Raw genomic sequence first — 18,485 nt, forward strand, 5'->3', positions numbered from 1 at the left:
CGCTTGCGTTCACTGTCGGGGACTCACTACCGTTGACGCGGCAGTGAACGCGAGCGTTCACTAACACACTTGTGGGGGACCCATAGTGACAACCTCTCAGTTGATTCAGCACCCCAAGCCAGGAGCGGCCCGCCGGGAGGGGCATCCCGGCATCGCGCTCGCGGTCATCGCGGCCTGTCAACTCATGGTGGTACTCGACGCGACGATTGTGAACATCGCTCTCCCGCACATTCAAGCCGCACTCAGTTTCAGCACCACCGACCTCACCTGGGTCGTCAGCGCCTACACGCTCACCTTCGGTGGCCTGCTGCTTCTCGGCGGCCGGGCCGGTGACATCCTCGGCCGGCGGCGGGTGTTCACCACCGGCATCCTGCTCTTCACCTTCGCTTCGCTGCTCGGCGGTCTCGCCCAGGAACCCTGGCAGTTGCTGGCCGCGCGCGTCCTGCAGGGCATGGGTGGCGCGATCGCGTCGCCCACCTCGCTGGCACTCATCACCACCACGTTCCCCGAAGGGCCGGAGCGGAACAGGGCGTTCGGAGTCTTCGCCGCGGTCTCGGCGGGCGGCGGCGCGATCGGACTGCTCGCGGGCGGCATGCTCACCGAGTGGCTCGACTGGCGCTGGGTGTTCTTCGTCAACCTGCCGATCGGCGTCCTGATCGCGGTGCTCACACCGCTGTACATCAACGAGTCCGAACGGCACACCGCCCGCTTCGACATCGCGGGCGCGCTGACCTCGACGGCGGGCATGGCCTCCCTCGTCTACGGCTTCATCCGCGCGGCGGACAAGGGATGGCGCGACAGCCTGACCATCGGCTCCTTCGTCGCGGCGATCGTCCTGCTGCTGGCCTTCGTGATCACCGAGTCCCGGGCCAAGGAACCGATCACCCCGCTCAGGATGTTCGCCGACCGCAATCGCTCGGGCACCTACGTGATCATGCTGAGCCTGGCCGCCGCGATGTTCGGGATGTTCTTCTACATCGTGCTCTTCGTGCAGAACGTGCTGGGGTACACCCCGATCCAGGCGGGCCTCGCCTTCCTGCCGGTGACGGTCGTGATCGCGGCCGGCGCGGGGCTGTCCCAGCGGTTCCTGCCGGTGCTCGGGCCACGGCCCTTCATGCTCATGGGCTCGACGCTCGCGGTGATCGGGCTGGCCTGGCAGACCCTCATCAGCTCGGACAGTTCGTACGTCGGCGGAGTGCTCGGCCCCATGCTCGTGTTCGGCTTCGGGATGGGCCTGAACTTTGTGACGCTGACGGTGACCGCCGTCTCCGGTGTCGCCCAGCACGAGGCGGGCGCGGCCTCCGCGCTGCTCAACGCCATGCAGCAGGTGGGCGGTTCGCTCGGTCTGTCCATCCTGACCACGGTGTTCGGCTCGGCCAGCAAGAACGAGGCGAAGAAGCAGCTGCCGAAGTTCCTGGCGGACGGATCGGCGGGACAGAAGGCGGCGTTCTCCAAGTCCCACCAGCTGCCCGCGCCTTGGGGGCACGAGGTGCTCGCGCACGGCATCGCGACGGCCTTCGTCCCGGCCGCCGCGATGGCCGTACTCGCCCTGGCCACCGCCTGGTTGGTGATCCGGGTCCGCAAGAGTGACCTGGACGCCCTCGCGGGCACGGTGGGTGCGGGGATCGGCTGACCGCCGGCCGAGCCAGGTCAGGGCCCGACCCTCGGACACCAGCGAAAACCTCATGACCACACCCCCAACTGCCGTGTCCTGTCTGTGCGGACTCACGTGTCGCACCGCGACTGCCACGACAACGGGCGGGCGGTCACGGAGAGTTCCCAACGAGCACAGAGAGTTTCAGCGAGATGCGGGCGGCGCTGCCCAGGGGCGAGGCGAGGACGTCAGACGGACGTCGGAACCCAGCCCGGCAGCGCCTCCGTCCGCTCCAGCCACTCGGCGGGCGGCGCCCCCGCCTTCCCGCCGGCGAGTACACCGCCCACGATGGCGCACGTGGTGTCCACGTCCCCGCCGACCTCGGAGGTGGCCCAGAACGCCCCCTCGTAGTCGCCGAGGCCGCGCGCAGCCGACCAGAGCGCGAAGGGGACCGTGTCGTGAGCGGACGTACGGCGTCCGCAGCCCAGTACAGCCGCGACGGTGCCGGGATCGGCGTAGTCGAGCATGTCCCGGGCGCGCCGCAGGCCCGCGCCTACGGCGCTCTTCGGTACGAGTGCGATGACGCCGTCGAGGAGTTCCTCGGCACTGGGCGGGCCGCCGGGTGCCGCGGCCAACGCCGCGGCCGCGGCGACGGCCATGGCACCCACCACGGCCTCACGGTGCTGGTGCGTGGGGTAGGCGGAGATCTCCGCCTGGTGGGTGGCCTGCTCGGGGTCGTCCGCGTACCAGGCGCCCAGGGGTGCGATCCGCATCGCCGCGCCGTTGCCCCATGAACCCTGTCCGTTGAAGAGCGCGGAGGACAGTTCACGCCAGTCGCCGCCCTCGCGGACGAGGCGCAGCAGCCGGTTGACCGCTGGGCCGTAGCCACGGTCGAAGTCATGGCGTTCGGCGAAGGAACGGGCCAGGGCATCCTGGTCGATGCGGCGGTGAGCAGCCAGGACGGCGACCACGGAGCACGCCATCTCCGTGTCGTCCGTCCACTGCCAGGGAGTCGGAGGCAGTTCGCGGCGCTTCAGCAGCGGGTGGTTCTCGGGGACGAAGAACTGTGAGCCCAGCGCGTCGCCCACGGCGAGCCCACGCAGGCTGGCCAGGGTGCGGTCCAGGCGCGCATCGAGGGAGTCGGGAGAGACAAAAGGGTCGGGAGTGTGGGAAGCGGAGTCAGCGATCATCGATCCGCCACCCTATCCGGTGATCCCGTACGGCTCCGGGTCTCGCCAGCTGTCGAACGGCCGGTCCAGCGCGTACCTGCCGTCGTCTCCCAGAACGAGCATCCGCATCTCGGCGTTCCCCGGATTCGACAGCGACTCGAACTCCGCGACCGTCCAGTGGAACCAGCGCATGCAGAACAGCCGCATCGCCAGGCCGTGTGTCACCAGGAGCACGTTCGGCGGGTGGTCGGGTGCCTCGAAGCTGCGGTACAGGCTCTCCAGGAAGCCGCCCACCCGGTCGTAGACGTCGGCGCCGGACTCGCCCTGGGCGAAGCGGTAGAAGAAGTGCCCGTACGCGTCCCGGTACGCCTTCTGGAGGCGTACGTCGTCGCGGTCCTGCCAGTTCCCCCAGTCCTGTTCACGCAGCCGGGGTTCCTCGCGCACGCGGACGAGGTCGGGGTCGAGGTGGAAGGCGCGGAAGGTCTCGTGCGTACGGCGGTACGGGGAGACGTACACGCTGATGCGCTCGCGGCCGAACACCTCCCGCAACCGCTTTCCGGTCTCCTCCGCCTGTCGCCAGCCCTGGTCGGTCAGCGCCAGGGAATGGTCGGGTTCACGCTCGTACACAGTGTCATCAACATTGCCCGTTGACTCGCCGTGCCGGACAAGGACGATGCGCCGTGGTCGTGCCATGCCAAAACCCTAGATCGAGTGACGGCATATCGAGCACTCGTACGGGCTCCATACGGCGTAGGTCACACGAATTGTGCCCGATGGGCCACATAGGCGCGCACGATTCACACAGTGGGACGCCGGTGACGTCAGTTCGGATTTCAAACCGTCCAGGACGGTTCCAGTTGGACGATGTCCCCCGTGAGGGAATCGATGTCCGCCTCGATCTGGGCCCGCAGGGCGAGCCGCTCGACCCGCTCGGCGCGGTACTTGCCGTGCTCGGCGGCCGACTGCCACATCGACAGCACCATGAACTCGTGTCCCGGGGCCTCGCCGAACAGCCCGCGGAGCATGCCGGGGGAACCGGCCATCGCCGGGTTCCAGACCTTCTCCTGCATCAGCGTGAAGTGCTCGGCGCGCTCCTCGTGGACGCGGCACAGGGCCACCCGCACCAGGTCCGCGTCCGTGAAGCGCGGTTCGAAGCCGGTCTTCACGTCGAAGCGGTGGTCGAACAGCTTGACCTGCGCGTCCTTGAAGGTGCCCGCCTGGGCCGACGCCAGCCGGTCGTGGGATCGGGCCATGAAGGAGTCGTAGAAGGCACGGCTTTCCCAGAACGCGAAAATGTGTGCCACCCCCGGCCGCGCTCTGCTCCAGCCTCCCCCCTGTCCCCGAAATCCTGGCTCCCCCAGAAGCCCCGCCCACTTTCGCTGCCCGCGCTCGAAGCCGCGGCGGTCCACCACGGTGCAGCGAATCCACTTGACCAGCACCGCGCCATCGTAAGGCCACGGAGCGTGGCGCCGGTCACGCTCCGGCTGAGATCGTCGGCGCATGCGCCCCCGCGCGCGTGGCACGATGGACAACGAACGCTGATCGCCCAGTAGTTGGGGCGCGCGATCGAGGCGAACGGGGAAGGGGAACTGTGGTGAACGGCCTCAACAAGGGGATCCGCAAGGCCGAAGTCGGGCTCCAGTGGGATCCGAGTCCCACCGGGCAGCCGCCCGTCGATCTGGACATCGTCGCCACCACGTATGTGGCGGGCGATCTGTACGGCGCTCCCGCGTACGCGGTGCACTTCGACAGCCGCTCGCCCGACGGCACCATCTATCTCAACCGGGACAGCAAGGACGGCAAGGGCTTCGGCTGGGACGAGGTCATGACGCTGGAACTCGACCGGCTCGCCGACCGGTACGCGCGCGTGGTGGTCGGTGTCGTCATCCAACAGCGGGTCGCCCACCGCACGTTCGTCAATGTCCTCAACCCGAAGCTGCGCATCCGCGAGGGGTACACCGTCCTCATCGAGGACGACTTCGGTGACGTCCTCGGTGCTACGGCGGCGACGGTCGGGGAGTTCGTCCGCGACGACTCCGGAAGCTGGGACTTCCATCCCGGCATCCGGGGCTTCGAGGACGACCCCGCGACCTTCACCAGGACGATGGGCAGGGCGCAGCAGCCCTGAGCCCATCGGGTCGGCGCGTCAGCCGGCGGTCCAGCCCGGGACCGTCGGCAACACCTCCTCGGCGATGCGGAACAACGCCTCGTCGTCGGGCGGCACGTCGTCCTGACGCCAGATGGATATCTCGAAGGAGTCGCCGCCGTCCTTCGCGCTCGTCGAGATCAGCAGGCTGCGGGCAATGCCCCCAGGGCCCGTACTGGCCTTGCCTCCGCCGAGGTTGAAGCTGATGGCGATGGTCCGGTCCGAGTAGAGGAGGGCCGGGTGCCCCAGGACCATCTTCACCTCTGAGGTCGAGTCCACATATCGCGCCGCCTGGGCGACGGGGACGTCGTCGTAGGACGCCGACAGCCGCACGGAGTACGTCTTCAGGTCGACGTCGGCCTCCGGGCTGGCGATCTTGGTGCCACCCGCCAGGGTCATCCAGCCCGCGCTGCCTCCGGCGGTCTCCGCGTGCTCGTCCGGGGTCCCCAGGAGCACCGGAAGGTCCGAGCGGTTCAGTGCCGTGCAGAGTTGCGCCGGCGAGACGTACTTCGCCGGCAGCGTCTTGTCCGTGCTCGCCGTGCAGGTCGCCGGTTTGCTGTCCTGCTGCGACGTCTTCGGCAGCACTCCCCCGAGTCCCCACATACCGCCTACGACACCCCCGACCACGACCACCGCCGCGACTGCCTGGGCCCCCGCCCTCATACCTTTTTCGGGCTCGACGGAATTGTCGACCATGCCCCCACCCTCCCCTGTGCGCACGCTATGCGCGTCGAGGGAGATTAACCGCTGATCGTTCCGCTGGGAAACCGGATTCGTCCCGGGCCGGGACATGCTGAGGGCGGTGAAGCCCGGATACCGACTCCACCGCCCTGACCAGCTAGTTCACTTCAAGCAGATGCCCTTGATCAGCTGCAGCCGCTGGTCGAGCCGCACCCCTCGCAGATGTAGCAGGAACCGGCCCGCTGCATCTTCGTACCGCAGGAGAAGCAGAGCGGGGCGTCGGCCTGGATGCCCAGCTGCATCTCCACCAGCTCGGCGCTGGTGTGCGCCTGCTGCGGGGCGGGCTTGACCGCCTCGGCCACGGCCTTCGGCGCGGCCACGGCCTTCAACTCCTGGGCGCGCGGCGCCGACTGGGCCAGGCCCTCGACGTCGACCTCGTCCTCGGTCGGCTCGTACGAACCGGTCTCCAGGTGACGCTGACGCTCCTCGGCGGAGTGGATGCCGAGTGCGGAGCGCGTCTCGAAGGGGAGGAAGTCGAGCGCCAGGCGACGGAAGATGTAGTCGACGATCGACTGTGCCATTCGCACGTCCGGGTCGTCCGTCATACCGGCCGGCTCGAAGCGCATGTTCGTGAACTTCGAGACGTACGTCTCGAGGGGCACGCCGTACTGCAGGCCTACGGAGACGGCGATCGAGAAGGCGTCCATCATGCCCGCGAGGGTCGAGCCCTGCTTCGACATCTTCAGGAAGACCTCGCCGAGACCGTCGTCCGGGTAGGAGTTGGCGGTCATGTAGCCCTCGGCGCCGCCGACCGTGAAGGAGGTCGTGATGCCCGGGCGGCCCTTGGGCAGACGCTTGCGGACGGGGCGGTACTCGACGACCTTCTCGACCGTGGTGCGGATGGTCTCCTCGGCCTTGGCGGTGACCTCGACCTTCTCCTTCTCCTTGGTCTTCGCGGAGAGGGGCTGGCCGACCTTGCAGTTGTCGCGGTAGATCGCGAGCGCCTTGACGCCCAGCTTCCACGCCTCGAAGTAGACCTCTTCGACGTCCTCGACGGTCGCCGTCTCCGGCAGGTTGACCGTCTTGGAGAGCGCGCCGGAGATCCAGGGCTGGATCGCGGCCATCATGCGGACGTGGCCCATCGCGGAGATGGAACGCTCGCCCATGGCACAGTCGAAGACCTCGTAGTGCTCCTGCTTGAGACCCGGGGCGTCGATCACATTGCCGTTGTCGGCGATGTGGGCGACGATCGCCTCGATCTGCTCCTCCTGGTAGCCCATACGACGCAGGGCCTGCGGGACGGTGCCGTTGACGATCTGCATCGAGCCGCCGCCGACCAGCTTCTTGAACTTGACCAGGGCGAGGTCGGGCTCAAGTCCGGTGGTGTCGCAGGACATCGCGAGACCGATGGTGCCGGTCGGGGCGATGACGGACGCCTGCGAGTTACGGAAACCGTTCTTCTCGCCGAGGCGCAGCACGTCCTGCCAGGACTCCGTGGCCGCGGCCCAGATGGGCGTGTCCAGGTCGTCCGCGCGCGGGGCCACGGCGTTGGCGTCGGCGTGCTGCTTCATGACACGCAGGTGCGGCTGCTCGTTGCGGGCGTAGCCGTCGTACGGGCCGACGACCGCGGCGAGTTCGGCGGAGCGCTTGTACGAGGTGCCGGTCATCAGGGAGGTGATGGCACCGGCGAGGGCACGGCCGCCGTCGGAGTCGTAGGCGTGGCCGGTCGCCATCAGCAGGGCGCCGAGGTTGGCGTAGCCGATGCCGAGCTGGCGGAACGCGCGTGTGTTCTCGCCGATCTTCTGTGTCGGGAAGTCCGCGAAGCAGATGGAGATGTCCATCGCGGTGATGACGAGCTCGACGACCTTGGCGAAGCGCTCGACCTCGAAGGACTGGAGGCCCTTTCCGTCGTCCTTCAGGAACTTCATCAGGTTCAGCGAGGCGAGGTTGCAGGACGTGTTGTCCAGGTGCATGTACTCGCTGCACGGGTTCGAGCCGTTGATACGGCCGGACTCCGGGCACGTGTGCCACTGGTTGATGGTGTCGTCGTACTGGATGCCCGGGTCGGCGCAGGCCCAGGCGGCCTCGGCCATCTTGCGGAAGAGCTCCTTGGCGTCGACCTCCTCGATGACCTCGCCGGTCATGCGGGACGTCAGGCCGAACTTGTCGCCGTTCTCCACGGCCTTCATGAACGTGTCGTTCACGCGGACCGAGTTGTTGGCGTTCTGGTACTGCACCGACGTGATGTCGTCGCCGCCCAGGTCCATGTCGAAGCCCGCGTCACGGAGGGCGCGGATCTTCTCTTCTTCCTTGACCTTGGTCTGGATGAAGTCCTCGATGTCGGGGTGGTCGACGTCCAGGATGACCATCTTGGCCGCGCGGCGGGTGGCGCCACCGGACTTGATGGTTCCCGCGGAGGCGTCGGCGCCACGCATGAAGGAGACCGGACCCGAGGCGTTGCCACCGGAGGAGAGCAGCTCCTTGGAGGAGCGGATGCGGGACAGGTTCAGGCCCGCGCCGGAACCGCCCTTGAAGATCATGCCCTCTTCCTTGTACCAGTCGAGGATGGACTCCATGGAGTCGTCGACGGCCAGGATGAAGCAGGCCGAGACCTGCTGGGGCTGCGGGGTGCCCACGTTGAACCACACGGGGCTGTTGAAGCTGAAGACCTGGTGCAGGAGGGCGTACGCCAGCTCGTGCTCGAAGATCTCGGCGTCGGCGGGCGAGGCGAAGTACTTGTGGTCCTCGCCGGCCTTCCGATACGTCTTCACGATGCGGTCGATGAGCTGCTTGAGGCTCACCTCTCGCTGCGGGGTGCCCACGGCACCGCGGAAGTACTTGCTGGTGACGATGTTGACCGCGTTCACCGCCCATTCGGCGGGGAACTCGACGCCACGCTGCTCGAAATTGACCGAGCCGTCGCGCCAGTTGGTCATGACGACGTCACGACGCTCCCACTCCACCTCGTCGTACGGATGCACGCCGGGGGTGGTGTGAATACGCTCGATGCGCAGTCCCTTGGTGGCCTTGGTCCCCTTCGCGCGGGAACCTCGTGCCGGACCGCTCGCCGTCTCTGTCATGCCGCCTCCCTCTACAGGCAAAAACGCCCGAAAATGCCACGATGTTCCCGTGGCAGAGTGTTTGTCTGATGTCACGGCAGCCCACACGCTCATGGCTCCGCGACAAGTCCTGGTACGCCGCTGTCCGACCGGACCCGGGGTCTCCGCCCGGTTCCTGCCCGTCGGTCAGTCGGCGGAGTGGGCGGGCACGGGGACCTGAACAGTCCCCCCGCTCCCGCCGTCGTCTTCCTGGCTCCCCGATGCCGCGTCTTCGTCGTCCGCGGCGGTACCTGGGGTCACTTCGCGCAGCTCCACGATCGCGGCCTCGAAGTCCTCAAGGGAGTTGAACGCCCTGTAGACGGAGGCGAATCGCAGATAGGCGACGAGGTCGAGTTCCTGCAACGGGCCGAGTATGGCCAGCCCGACGTCATGGGTGGTCAGTTCGGCGCTTCCGGTGGCCCGCACCGCCTCCTCGACCCGCTGGCCGAGCTGGGCGAGTGCGTCCTCGGTGACAGGCCGTCCCTGGCATGCCTTGCGCACACCGTTGATGACCTTGGTACGACTGAAAGGCTCGGTGACTCCGGACCGCTTGACCACCATGAGCGAGCACGTCTCCACGGTCGTGAAACGACGGGAGCAATCAGGGCACTGGCGGCGCCGGCGGATCGACGTGCCGTCGTCGGTCGTACGGCTGTCGACGACACGGCTGTCGGGGTGCCTGCAGAAGGGGCAGTGCATGGTCTCCAACCCTCCCTCGCAGCAGACTCAATAGCCTCGTGAGACCCCTTGGGCCTCTCGAAGCAGCCCCAAGCATAGGCGATGACCGAGACGCTGGAGACCCGGGGGACCACAACTTCTGGGCTGCTGTCGCAATCCAACCACTAGATGTGGTGATTGGCTCACACAAACACGCCGTACGCGCGTGTCGCGCCCGTATTGGCATGTGCCATACGACCGTCCCGCCACCCCGAACACGCGGGCGCACAGCCGTACCGCCAGGCCACTTACGGAGATACCGTGAGCGCGGCACGGAGGAGACGTGGGACTCCCGCACAGAACGGGACCGGCCCCCGACCGCCGGGACACCGGGTGGCAGACTGAGGCGACAACCCACGAGGTCACCACCACGGCGGCGAAGAGTACAACAATGAGCTCTTTTGTCCGCCAGGTGCCGCGTTAGCCATACACCCAGACGCATGATCGCGACAGGCTATCTGCACTTTTTCACTCGAACGTGTGTTTGGCGCAACCTTTCGAAAGCAACTACCGTTGTCCAGCAGGGAGACCATCGAGAGGGGCCGACGTGACCACCACCGCAGACAGTGCCACCATCACTGCCCAGGATCGCTCCCAGGGCCGACTCGAGCCGGTGCATGCAATGAACGAAGCCGCGAATCCCGAGGGACAAAAGCGCTCCCTGCCGGGCCGACCTCCCGGTATCCGGGCGGACAGCTCGGGGCTCACGGACCGGCAGCGCCGGGTGATCGAGGTCATCAGGGACTCGGTGCAGCGACGGGGATACCCGCCGTCGATGCGCGAGATCGGCCAGGCCGTGGGCCTGTCCAGCACGTCCTCGGTCGCACACCAGCTGATGGCACTGGAGCGCAAGGGCTTCCTGCGCCGCGACCCGCACCGCCCGCGCGCGTACGAGGTCCGCGGCAGCGACCAGTCCTCGTCGGTGCAGCCCACGGACACCGCGGGCAAGCCCGCCGCGTCGTACGTCCCCTTGGTGGGCCGGATCGCCGCCGGTGGCCCGATCCTCGCCGAGGAGTCGGTCGAGGACGTCTTCCCCCTCCCCCGCCAACTGGTCGGTGACGGTGAGCTGTTCGTCCTCAAGGTCGTCGGTGACTCGATGATCGAGGCCGCGATCTGCGACGGGGACTGGGTCACCGTTCGCCGCCAGCCGGTCGCCGAGAACGGTGACATCGTCGCCGCCATGCTCGAGGGCGAGGCCACCGTCAAGCGCTTCAAGCGCGAGGACGGCCACGTCTGGCTCCTCCCGCACAACTCGGCCTACGAACCGATCCCCGGCGACGACGCGACGATCCTCGGCAAGGTGGTGGCAGTGCTGCGGCGCGTGTGACGGCTGCGGCGGGCGGGCCTCATCGGCCCGGCCTCCTGACCGGACCCCGGGACCCCTGCGCCGGTTCCGGGGTCCTGTGCTGTCCCGACCCCGGTGACGGCTGGATCCCGATCTGGTGCCTGTCGTCGATCCCGTGTTGACCCGGCGCACCGGGCCAACACCGCCCCGGATCACTCCGCTTCGACCTCCTCCTGCTTCGCCTTCGCGTCGATCGCGGCCAGCGACCTCCGAGCCTGGTTACGGTCCGTGGTGTACCAGAAGTCGGGCAGTGACGCCTTGAGATAGCTGCCGTAGCGGGCGGTTGCGAGCCGCTGGTCGAGGACGGCGACCACGCCTCGGTCCCCCGACGCGCGGACGAGGCGGCCGGCTCCCTGGGCCATGAGAAGCGCCGCATGCGTGGCGGCCACGGCCATGAAGCCGTTGCCCCCGGCGTCCTCAACTGCCTTCTGGCGAGCGCTCATCAGCGGGTCGTCCGGGCGCGGGAACGGGATCTTGTCCATGACGACGAGCTGGCAGCTGGCTCCGGGGACGTCGACACCCTGCCAGAGTGACAGCGTGCCGAAGAGACAGGTCTTCGGGTCGGCCGCGAAGTTCTTGATCAGCTCGCCGAGCGTCTCCTCGCCCTGGAGCAGGATCGGGTACTCGGGGATGCGGGAACGCAGCTCCTCGGCGGCGAGCTGGGCGCCCCGCATCGAGGAGAAGAGGCCCAGGGTGCGACCGCCGGCCGCCTGGATCAGCTCCGTCAGCTCGTCCAGCATGTCGGCCCGATCGCCGTCCCGCGCGGGGCGTGCGAGGTGCTTGGCTACGTACAGGATGCCCTGCTTCGGGTAGTCGAAGGGCGAGCCCACGTCGACGCCCTTCCAGTGCGGCAGGTCGTCGCCGGCGGTGCCTTCGGGGGCGAGGCCCAGGGAGGCGCCTACGCCGTTGAAGTCGCCGCCGAGCTTCAGGGTCGCGGAGGTCAGGGTCACCGAGCGGTCCGTGAAGAGCTTCTCCCTCAGCAGGCCCGACACCGACATGGGGGCAACGCGCAGGGAGGCACCGAAGCGGTCGTGGCGTTCGTACCAGACGACGTCCCACTCGGAGCCGTTGGTGATGCGCTCCGCCACGTCGTGGACGGATTCCACGGAGGCCAGCGCCTGTTTGCGGACCGCGTCCTCGTCCTGCACGGACTTGTCGCGGGTGGCGCCGATCGCGGAGATCACCGTACGGCAGGCGTCGCGCAGCGCCATGAGGGCGTAACCGAGGTCCTCCGGGATCTCCTCCAGGCGGCCCGGCAGGGCGAGCTCCATCAGCCGCTCGAAGCCCTCGGCGGCGGTCTGGAGCTGGTCGGCGGCCTTCTCGTTGGCCAGCTTCGCAGCACGGCGCACCGCGCGGTTGACCTGGCCGGGGGTGAGCTCGCCGGTGGCAACTCCGGTGACCCTGGAGACCAATTCATGCGCCTCGTCGACGATTAGCACTTCATGCTGCGGGAGGACGGGAGCACCCTCGATGGCGTCGATCGCGAGCAGCGCGTGGTTCGTGACGACGACGTCGGCGAGCTTGGCTCGCTCGCGGGCCGCCTCTGCGAAACACTCCGCCCCGTAGGCGCACTTCTGGGCACCGAGGCACTCGCGCGAGGACACCGAGATCTGCGCCCACGCGCGGTCGGAGACTCCGGGCGTGAGGTCGTCCCGATCGCCGGTCTCGGTCTCGTCCGTCCAGTCGCGCAACCGCAGCAGGTCCTGGCCCAGCTTGCTGGTGGGGGCGGCCGCCTCGAACTGGTCGAAGAGGCCCTCCTCCTCGTCCTGCGGCATGCCCTCGTGGAGACGATGCAGGCACAGGTAGTTCGACCTGCCCTTGAGCATCGCGTACTGGGGACGGCGGCGCAGCAGGGGATGCAGGGCGTCGACCGTGCGCGGCAGGTCGCGCTCCACCAGCTGGCGCTGGAGCGCGAGCGTGGCGGTCGCGACGACCACACGCTCCCCGTGCGCGAGCGCGGGCACGAGGTAGCCGAGCGACTTTCCGGTGCCGGTGCCGGCCTGGACCAGCAGATGGGAACCGTCGTCGATCGCCTCCGCGACGGCTTCGGCCATGGTCACCTGGCCGGGGCGCTCCGAACCGCCGACGGCAGTGACGGCAGCATGCAGGAGTTCGGGGAGTGAGGGCTTCGTCATAGCGCAACCAGCCTACGGGGCGGGACTGACAGCCGGGCGATCAAGGCGGAGGGAGGGGGTGGGTCTGGACCGGCGGCTTTTGGGTGGGGGTGGGTTTTGTCCGGATGGGGATCGGGTCGGTTCGGGCCAGGGCATGTGCAGATCGATTCGGGGCGGAGGGGGTTGGTTCGGAGGCGGACTGGGTGCGGGTTGAAGCTGGTTCGGTTCGAGGTGGGCTCGGGTTGTTGGGGGTGAGGTCGGATGGGTTCGGGGAGCTGGGGATTGGTTCGGGGAGCTGGGATTGATTCGGCAGGGTGGGCTCGGATTGTTCGGGAGTCCGGTCAGTTCGGGGTGGGTTCTGGCAGTGAGTGCGGTCGGTCGGGTCGGTCGGGTCGAGGCATGAAGGTAGGAATCCGATTCGAGGGAGTGGGAACCCGATCGGACCGAGCGGTGTACCAAAAGTGATGGCGCTGCCACGTGGCGCTACAGCAGATCACGCAAGGAACGGTCTCGGACCATGAGGGCGGCCCGCTTGGCGGGCAGGTCGACCTCGGCGGAGAACCGGAAACCGGCGCCCAGAAAAGCGGCTACGGAAGGGGTGTTGCGAATGTCGGGTTCCGCGACGATGCGGGCGCAGGCGGAGCGCTTGTCGAGTACGAGGTCGGCGACGGCCCGGAGGAGGGTGACGCCCAGTCCTCGTCCTCGGTCGGTGACGTTGCCGATAAGAAGGTGGATGCCGGTGTCGTGTGGTCGGGCCGGGTAATGGCGGGCCAATGCGTCGAGGTCCGCCCGGTAGATCTCCCAGTAGCTCATCGGGGTGCCGTCCAGCACGCCGAGACAGGGAACGCTGCGTCCGTCACCGGTGAGTTGGGCGCGCAGGTGGTCCTCGGTCAGCGCCTGAGGGCCGGCCAGTTCCCAGAACTCCGCGACAGCGGGGTCGTTCATCCAGCGGCTGATCAGCGGAAGGTCGCGTTCCATGCGGACGGGGAGGAGATGGAAGGTGCCTGCGGGAGTGTGGGTCGGCCCCCAGGCCGCGACGCGGTCGAGGAGGTCGTCGCCGGGCGGGATATAGGAGTTGGGCGAGAGGCCAGAGCTAGGCGGGACATCTACGTCTGGCGGGACGACGGAGTTGGGCTGGGCAGCGGAGTTGGGCTGGGCCGTGACTTCCGTGCCCTCCGTCTGGTTCCGTAGCCCGATGGTGTCGGGCTCGTCGGGGGTGGCCGCACAAGGCGCGGATGCGGGGTGGTCTACCGCGTCGTGGGACGCCGCACGGTGAGCTACCGCGCGAAGGTCTACCGCCTCGGCCGCGTCCGCCTCGGCGCAGAGCGCGATGAACTCCTCGGGCAGGCGAAGGTCGAGGGTGTCCTCGCCATCCAGGCCCGGACTCTGGCTCGCACTCGCGCTGGTGCCTGGGTCGGAGCCGGGGGCAGTCGCAGTGTCGGCGCTCACATCGGTGGGAGGCACGGTGGCGCTCCTCTCAGGAGATGGGGTGGGTCATGTTCCTCAGGGGCGAAGGGCGTTGGCGGTGATCAGGGCTGATTGGTAGTGGTCGGGATGGAAGGGGGTCGGCGACGGCCGAGTTCTGAACAAGCTGGTGGCATTCGAACCCGGCGAGGGCAACGGCAACGGTCAAGAACGAAGGGGATTCGCGATGGTGACGTAGACGGACTGGGTGTCGACCGGGCCGATGAGTTCGTCGAGGCCGTGCAGTCGGGTCAGCAGGTTGGCCTTGCAGCGCAGGACGGGTGAGTCGAGCAGGCGGGCCGGCAGGGAGGTGCGCAGCCGGGCGGGACCGGAGGCCACGTCTCCCAGGAAGCGGCGGAAGGCGGAGAGCAACAACCGCTCGTCGGCGAGACGTTGCGAACCGAACGCTCCGATGAGACCGAGCACGTTGTTGATCGCGAGGTAGTACGCGAAGCGTTCGTCGGTGACCTCGTCGGAGACGAAGGTGTCGCTGTGTTCGCCGATGCCGGGCAGTCGGGCGTCGAGTTCCGCGCGCCGAGATGCTCGGAAGTAGTAGCCCTGGTTGTCGCGGTAACGGCCGCCCACGGGCCAGCCTTCACCGTTTAGCAGAAGCAGGGTGTTCTGCTGGTGCGCCTCCAGGGCGATCCCCGCCTCGCTGTCCAGCCAAAGCACGGGACGGACGACCTGCTCCAGATAGCGCAGGAACCACTCGGCGGCGACGGCTCCACGTGACCGGCCGGTTCGCGCGGCGAGACCCGTGACGACCTCGGCCAGACGGGACCGCAACAGCGGTGCGCCGGACGCGGAGTGGTCGGTCTGGTTGGTGTGCGAGGTTGCCGCCGGTCCGCCGACGCTGGCGCTCCGCCCGGCGTACGGCCGGAGTGCGACGAGCCCGGCGATGCAGGACACGTCGTCGGACGCGCTGAACGGGTTGTGGCGGATCACCATGTCGATTCCGGCCAAGGGCACCCGGGCATCTCGCTCGCCATGGCCGACGCGATCGGAACCGCTCCCCTTCGAGTCGGCACCGCACTCGTCCAACGCGTCGACGGCCAGCCAGGCCGGGTCGCGGACGATGTCGAAGCCCGAGTGGGCGGCATGCCACTGCTGGGACAGGCCCGTGCGCAGCAGGCGGTGCACCTCGACGCCTCGGTGGAGTTCCTTGCGGAGGTTCTCACGGCGGGAGTTGGTGATGCGGAGACCCAGGGACAGCTTGAGCATGGCGGGGGCGCCGGATCGGTGGACGGTTCGTACGGAGGAGGTGGGGTGCCACGGGGCACCATGGGTGCCGAGGTCCTGGAGCAGGCCGACGTCGAGCAAGGCCGCGATATCGGTGCGGTGTTGGATCTCGCGCCACTGCCACGGGTGAAGGGGAAGCGCGGCATGGCCTTCGGGCAACGGCAGTTCGGAGCCGGCGAGTCGGGCCGTGAGGTGGGCGGCCGGGACAGGTCGGCCCCGCTCGGTCCAGGCCGAGTCAGTGGCGAGTACGGAAGGGGCCACAGCCAGCCAGTGCAGCGGGAAGGAGCCACGCAACTCCGGTGAGTACAGGCGGGCTTCGGTCTCGGAGAGTCCCTCGCGGCTCTTCGGGGTCGGGTGCAACGGGTGGCCGAGCAGGAGTGCCTGTTCGGCGGAGAGGAAGAGATCGGGGCCGTCGGCCGGGTGCGCGCGGCGGTCGGTGACGAAGGTGACGGTACGGCGGACGGAGTCGGCTACACGGGCCACCAGGTCGGTCACGGTTTCGGGTGCGGTTTCGGGTGCCGTCGCGGGTGCTGGTGCGGATGGTGTTCCGGGTGCCCTGGTCGCTGCCGCAGTCGCCGCCCCGTCAACAACCGAGGTGGCGCCGGGAAGTGCCGACACGTCGACGCCCCCGGCAACGCGGCCGAGCCCCTGCGACACCGCTCCCTCAGAGGCAACGGCCGCCGCGTCAGCACCCGTTACCGGGCCACTGTCGCGCACCGCCGTCTCCCGGGCGAGCAACGCCGCGACCGTCACCGCGTCGGCGGGCGGTGCGCCATGGTGAGCGTCGGACAGGTACGGAAGGCCGAAGCGGTGCCAGCCCGTCGGGGACCAGTAGCGGACCAGGGCGTGCAGGGCCGTGCCGCTGGCGGGGAGCGGGATGCGGAGGATGCCGTTGGTGGGGGCGGGGAGGTTCGTTTCGCGTACCCAGCAACGCAGGAGGTTCTCGACGGCTGCGGCCTGGGCGGCGGTATGGGGGTCGGGGTGCTCCAGGAGGTCAGCGGTTGCACCGCACGGCTGACCTGCTTCCGGGCTCCGGGGCTGCTGCCGGGGAACGGACTCGGCCGACGCCGACGCCAGCGCCGACGCCAGAGTCTGCATGTGTCGAGGACTCGCCTCATAGGAGTGGCCGTCAGAGGTGGGCGTGGAGTTCAAGACTGTTCCTCGGGAGGGGTTTCGGAGTGGGAGTCGCGTGGGGTCAAGTCCCGTTGTTCTGGCGGGCGTTGATCTTGAATGCTCTGCAACTGGTGCTGCAGATCAACCGCGTTGGTGTCCGATGGCGCTACGCCTTCCGGATCAGTCACCTCGACATGCCGGTGGCGACCGGTCGGCGTACCGGCGCGGGCCAGTCCATGCACCGATGCGCTTCCGCAGGACGCTCTCGTACCGCCCGCCCATCGACCGACGCCCCAAGGCCGCCCTCCCGCCCCACCGCAGACACACCGCCAAGCCGGCCCGCACAAGCGCAGGACACCGCGCGTCGACAGCAGGCCCCCTCGCTACCAACCCCGCACCGCCCACGGAGTTACGGGTTGCCCCAAGATCCTTGCCGTGACGGAACCGTTGCCGTCCCGTGGGAAGTCCCCCACAGCGAGCGCATAGTGTGTGGTGCCGTTCCGGCTGAGATGACAGCTGGAAGCGCAACATCCGTTCACCCAGGGGGAGTCAAGACCATGCGATCGATACGGCCGTCCTTCACCACCCGTCGTGGGAGGGGCGCGCGTCGCGGAACCTCCTCCGTGCTGGCCGCAGTTGCCCTCGCCTCGGCGCTCGCGCTCACCGCGACCGCGTGCGGTTCCAGTGACACGAAAGCCGACGGCAAGTCCACCGCGTCCGCCACCAGCAGTGACACCGGTGACGGCAAGATCAAGATCCCGGACGACATCAGGGACAAGCTCAAAGAGCACGGGATCGACATCGACAAGTGGAAGGGCGGCGCCTGGAAGAACTGGAACAGGGACGACTGGCTGCGCGAGGCCGACGACTACATCAACCCGATCATCAAGGGACTGTGGAGTTCCGGCCGGATGCGCGACGCCAACGACCCGGACACGGGCGTCGACACCAACGACATCTCCGGTGACCAGGGCGTGACCGACCCAACGCCCACGGTGGTGAACGCGAAGGCCGTGTCACCCACCTATCACGTCAACGCGGCGACGGCGGGCAAGGTGTTCTTCGACTCCCCCGAGGGCACGATGGTCTGCTCGGCGACGGTCGTGGAGGACCCGGCGCACCCGGGCAAATCCAATCTGGTGTGGACGGCGGGCCATTGCGTGCACGCCGGCAAGAAGGGCGGCTGGTACCGCAACATCGCGTTCGTGCCGTCGTACAACAACGCGGGCATGAAGACTGCGCAGTTGGAGACCGCGACCAGGGACCAGGTCGCTCCCTACGGTGTCTGGTGGGGTGACTGGGCGCAGACCTCGCAGCAGTGGATCGACCAGGGCGGTGAGACGGGCGGGCAGGGTTCGTCATACGACTACGCCGTGATCCATGTGACGCCCGAGAAGGGCAATGGGGGCAAGTCCCTTGAGGAGACGGTCGGTTCGGCGCTGCCGGTGAACTTCAACGCGCCGGCCGTGCTGAAGGTGTCCAGCATCACGGCGACCGGCTACCCCGAGGCGAAGCCGTACGACGGTTCGACGCTCTACCAGTGCACGGACAAGCCGGGGCGGCTGTCGATCAACACCTCGGACCCGACGATGTACCGCATCGGCTGCAGCATGACCGGCGGTTCGTCCGGTGGCGGCTGGGTCGAGACGGGCTCCGACGGCAAGCCGACGCTGGTGTCCAACACCTCGATCGGGCCGGTGACTTCGGGCTGGCTGGCGGGTCCGCGGCTGGGCGATGTGGCCAAGGGCGTGTACGACTCGGTCAGCAAGAAGTTCGCCGGCCAGTAGGCGCGACGGCAGGCACAG

Annotated in this window: 13 protein-coding genes; 4 read left to right on the plus strand and 9 right to left on the minus strand. The window is 68.3% G+C overall.

Annotation, left to right across the window (positions count from 1 at the left end):
• The first annotated feature begins 85 nt into the window (after positions 1–85).
• Positions 86–1,633 (plus strand): MFS transporter, encoded by a 1,548-nt coding sequence (locus OG504_RS15535; RefSeq protein ID WP_405990374.1) that lies wholly within the window; start codon positions 86–88, stop codon positions 1,631–1,633.
• Between the two features lie 209 nt (positions 1,634–1,842).
• Here OG504_RS15535 and OG504_RS15540 read toward each other — a convergent pair whose 3' ends face one another.
• From OG504_RS15540 to OG504_RS15550, 3 genes are all read right to left on the minus strand, one after another.
• On the minus strand, positions 1,843–2,784 hold the full coding sequence (locus tag OG504_RS15540; RefSeq protein ID WP_405990375.1) for an ADP-ribosylglycohydrolase family protein: 942 nt from the start codon (positions 2,782–2,784) through the stop codon (positions 1,843–1,845).
• A 12-nt stretch (positions 2,785–2,796) separates the two neighbouring features.
• Entirely contained in the window at positions 2,797–3,456 is a 660-nt protein-coding gene (locus OG504_RS15545) for a histidine phosphatase family protein (RefSeq protein WP_366436423.1), read from the minus strand.
• A 140-nt stretch (positions 3,457–3,596) separates the two neighbouring features.
• Positions 3,597–4,202 carry a YdbC family protein gene (locus OG504_RS15550; RefSeq protein ID WP_063744493.1) on the minus strand — a complete coding sequence of 202 codons (606 nt, stop codon included), beginning with the start codon at positions 4,200–4,202 and terminating at the stop codon, positions 3,597–3,599.
• A gap of 155 nt (positions 4,203–4,357) precedes the next feature.
• Here OG504_RS15550 and OG504_RS15555 point away from each other — a divergent pair, with 155 nt between their 5' ends.
• On the plus strand, positions 4,358–4,891 hold the full coding sequence (locus OG504_RS15555; RefSeq protein WP_405990376.1) for a TerD family protein: 534 nt from the start codon (positions 4,358–4,360) through the stop codon (positions 4,889–4,891).
• An 18-nt stretch (positions 4,892–4,909) separates the two neighbouring features.
• Here OG504_RS15555 and OG504_RS15560 read toward each other — a convergent pair whose 3' ends face one another.
• The 3 genes from OG504_RS15560 to nrdR all read right to left on the minus strand — a co-directional run bounded on the left by OG504_RS15560 (position 4,910) and on the right by nrdR (position 9,387).
• Positions 4,910–5,605 carry a DUF6215 domain-containing protein gene (locus tag OG504_RS15560; protein WP_405990377.1) on the minus strand — a complete coding sequence of 232 codons (696 nt, stop codon included), beginning with the start codon at positions 5,603–5,605 and terminating at the stop codon, positions 4,910–4,912.
• A gap of 170 nt (positions 5,606–5,775) precedes the next feature.
• Positions 5,776–8,670, minus strand: a complete 2,895-nt coding sequence (locus OG504_RS15565; RefSeq protein ID WP_405990378.1) for a vitamin B12-dependent ribonucleotide reductase — start codon at positions 8,668–8,670, stop codon at positions 5,776–5,778.
• 165 nt (positions 8,671–8,835) lie between these two features.
• Positions 8,836–9,387 carry a transcriptional regulator NrdR gene (gene nrdR, locus OG504_RS15570; protein WP_405990379.1) on the minus strand — a complete coding sequence of 184 codons (552 nt, stop codon included), beginning with the start codon at positions 9,385–9,387 and terminating at the stop codon, positions 8,836–8,838.
• A 565-nt stretch (positions 9,388–9,952) separates the two neighbouring features.
• Between nrdR and lexA the strand changes: the two genes are divergently transcribed.
• On the plus strand, positions 9,953–10,732 hold the full coding sequence (lexA, locus tag OG504_RS15575) for a transcriptional repressor LexA (RefSeq protein WP_366493388.1): 780 nt from the start codon (positions 9,953–9,955) through the stop codon (positions 10,730–10,732).
• Positions 10,733–10,902: 170 nt separating this feature from the next.
• On the opposite strand, the gene OG504_RS15580 is transcribed toward lexA, so the two are convergent.
• From OG504_RS15580 to OG504_RS15590, 3 genes are all read right to left on the minus strand, one after another.
• On the minus strand, positions 10,903–12,885 hold the full coding sequence (locus OG504_RS15580) for an ATP-dependent DNA helicase (protein ID WP_405990380.1): 1,983 nt from the start codon (positions 12,883–12,885) through the stop codon (positions 10,903–10,905).
• Positions 12,886–13,347: 462 nt separating this feature from the next.
• Positions 13,348–14,328, minus strand: a complete 981-nt coding sequence (locus OG504_RS15585) for a GNAT family N-acetyltransferase (protein ID WP_405990381.1) — start codon at positions 14,326–14,328, stop codon at positions 13,348–13,350.
• Between the two features lie 165 nt (positions 14,329–14,493).
• The gene (locus tag OG504_RS15590) at positions 14,494–16,719 is read right to left on the minus strand and encodes an IucA/IucC family protein (protein WP_405990382.1); all 2,226 of its coding nucleotides are present in this window, start codon (positions 16,717–16,719) and stop codon (positions 14,494–14,496) included.
• Between the two features lie 518 nt (positions 16,720–17,237).
• Here OG504_RS15590 and OG504_RS15595 point away from each other — a divergent pair.
• Positions 17,238–18,467 (plus strand): trypsin-like serine peptidase, encoded by a 1,230-nt coding sequence (locus OG504_RS15595; protein ID WP_405990383.1) that lies wholly within the window; start codon positions 17,238–17,240, stop codon positions 18,465–18,467.
• Positions 18,468–18,485 lie beyond the last annotated feature (18 nt).

Source organism: Streptomyces sp. NBC_00986 (genome assembly GCF_045162565.1).
GTDB lineage: Bacteria > Actinomycetota > Actinomycetes > Streptomycetales > Streptomycetaceae > Streptomyces.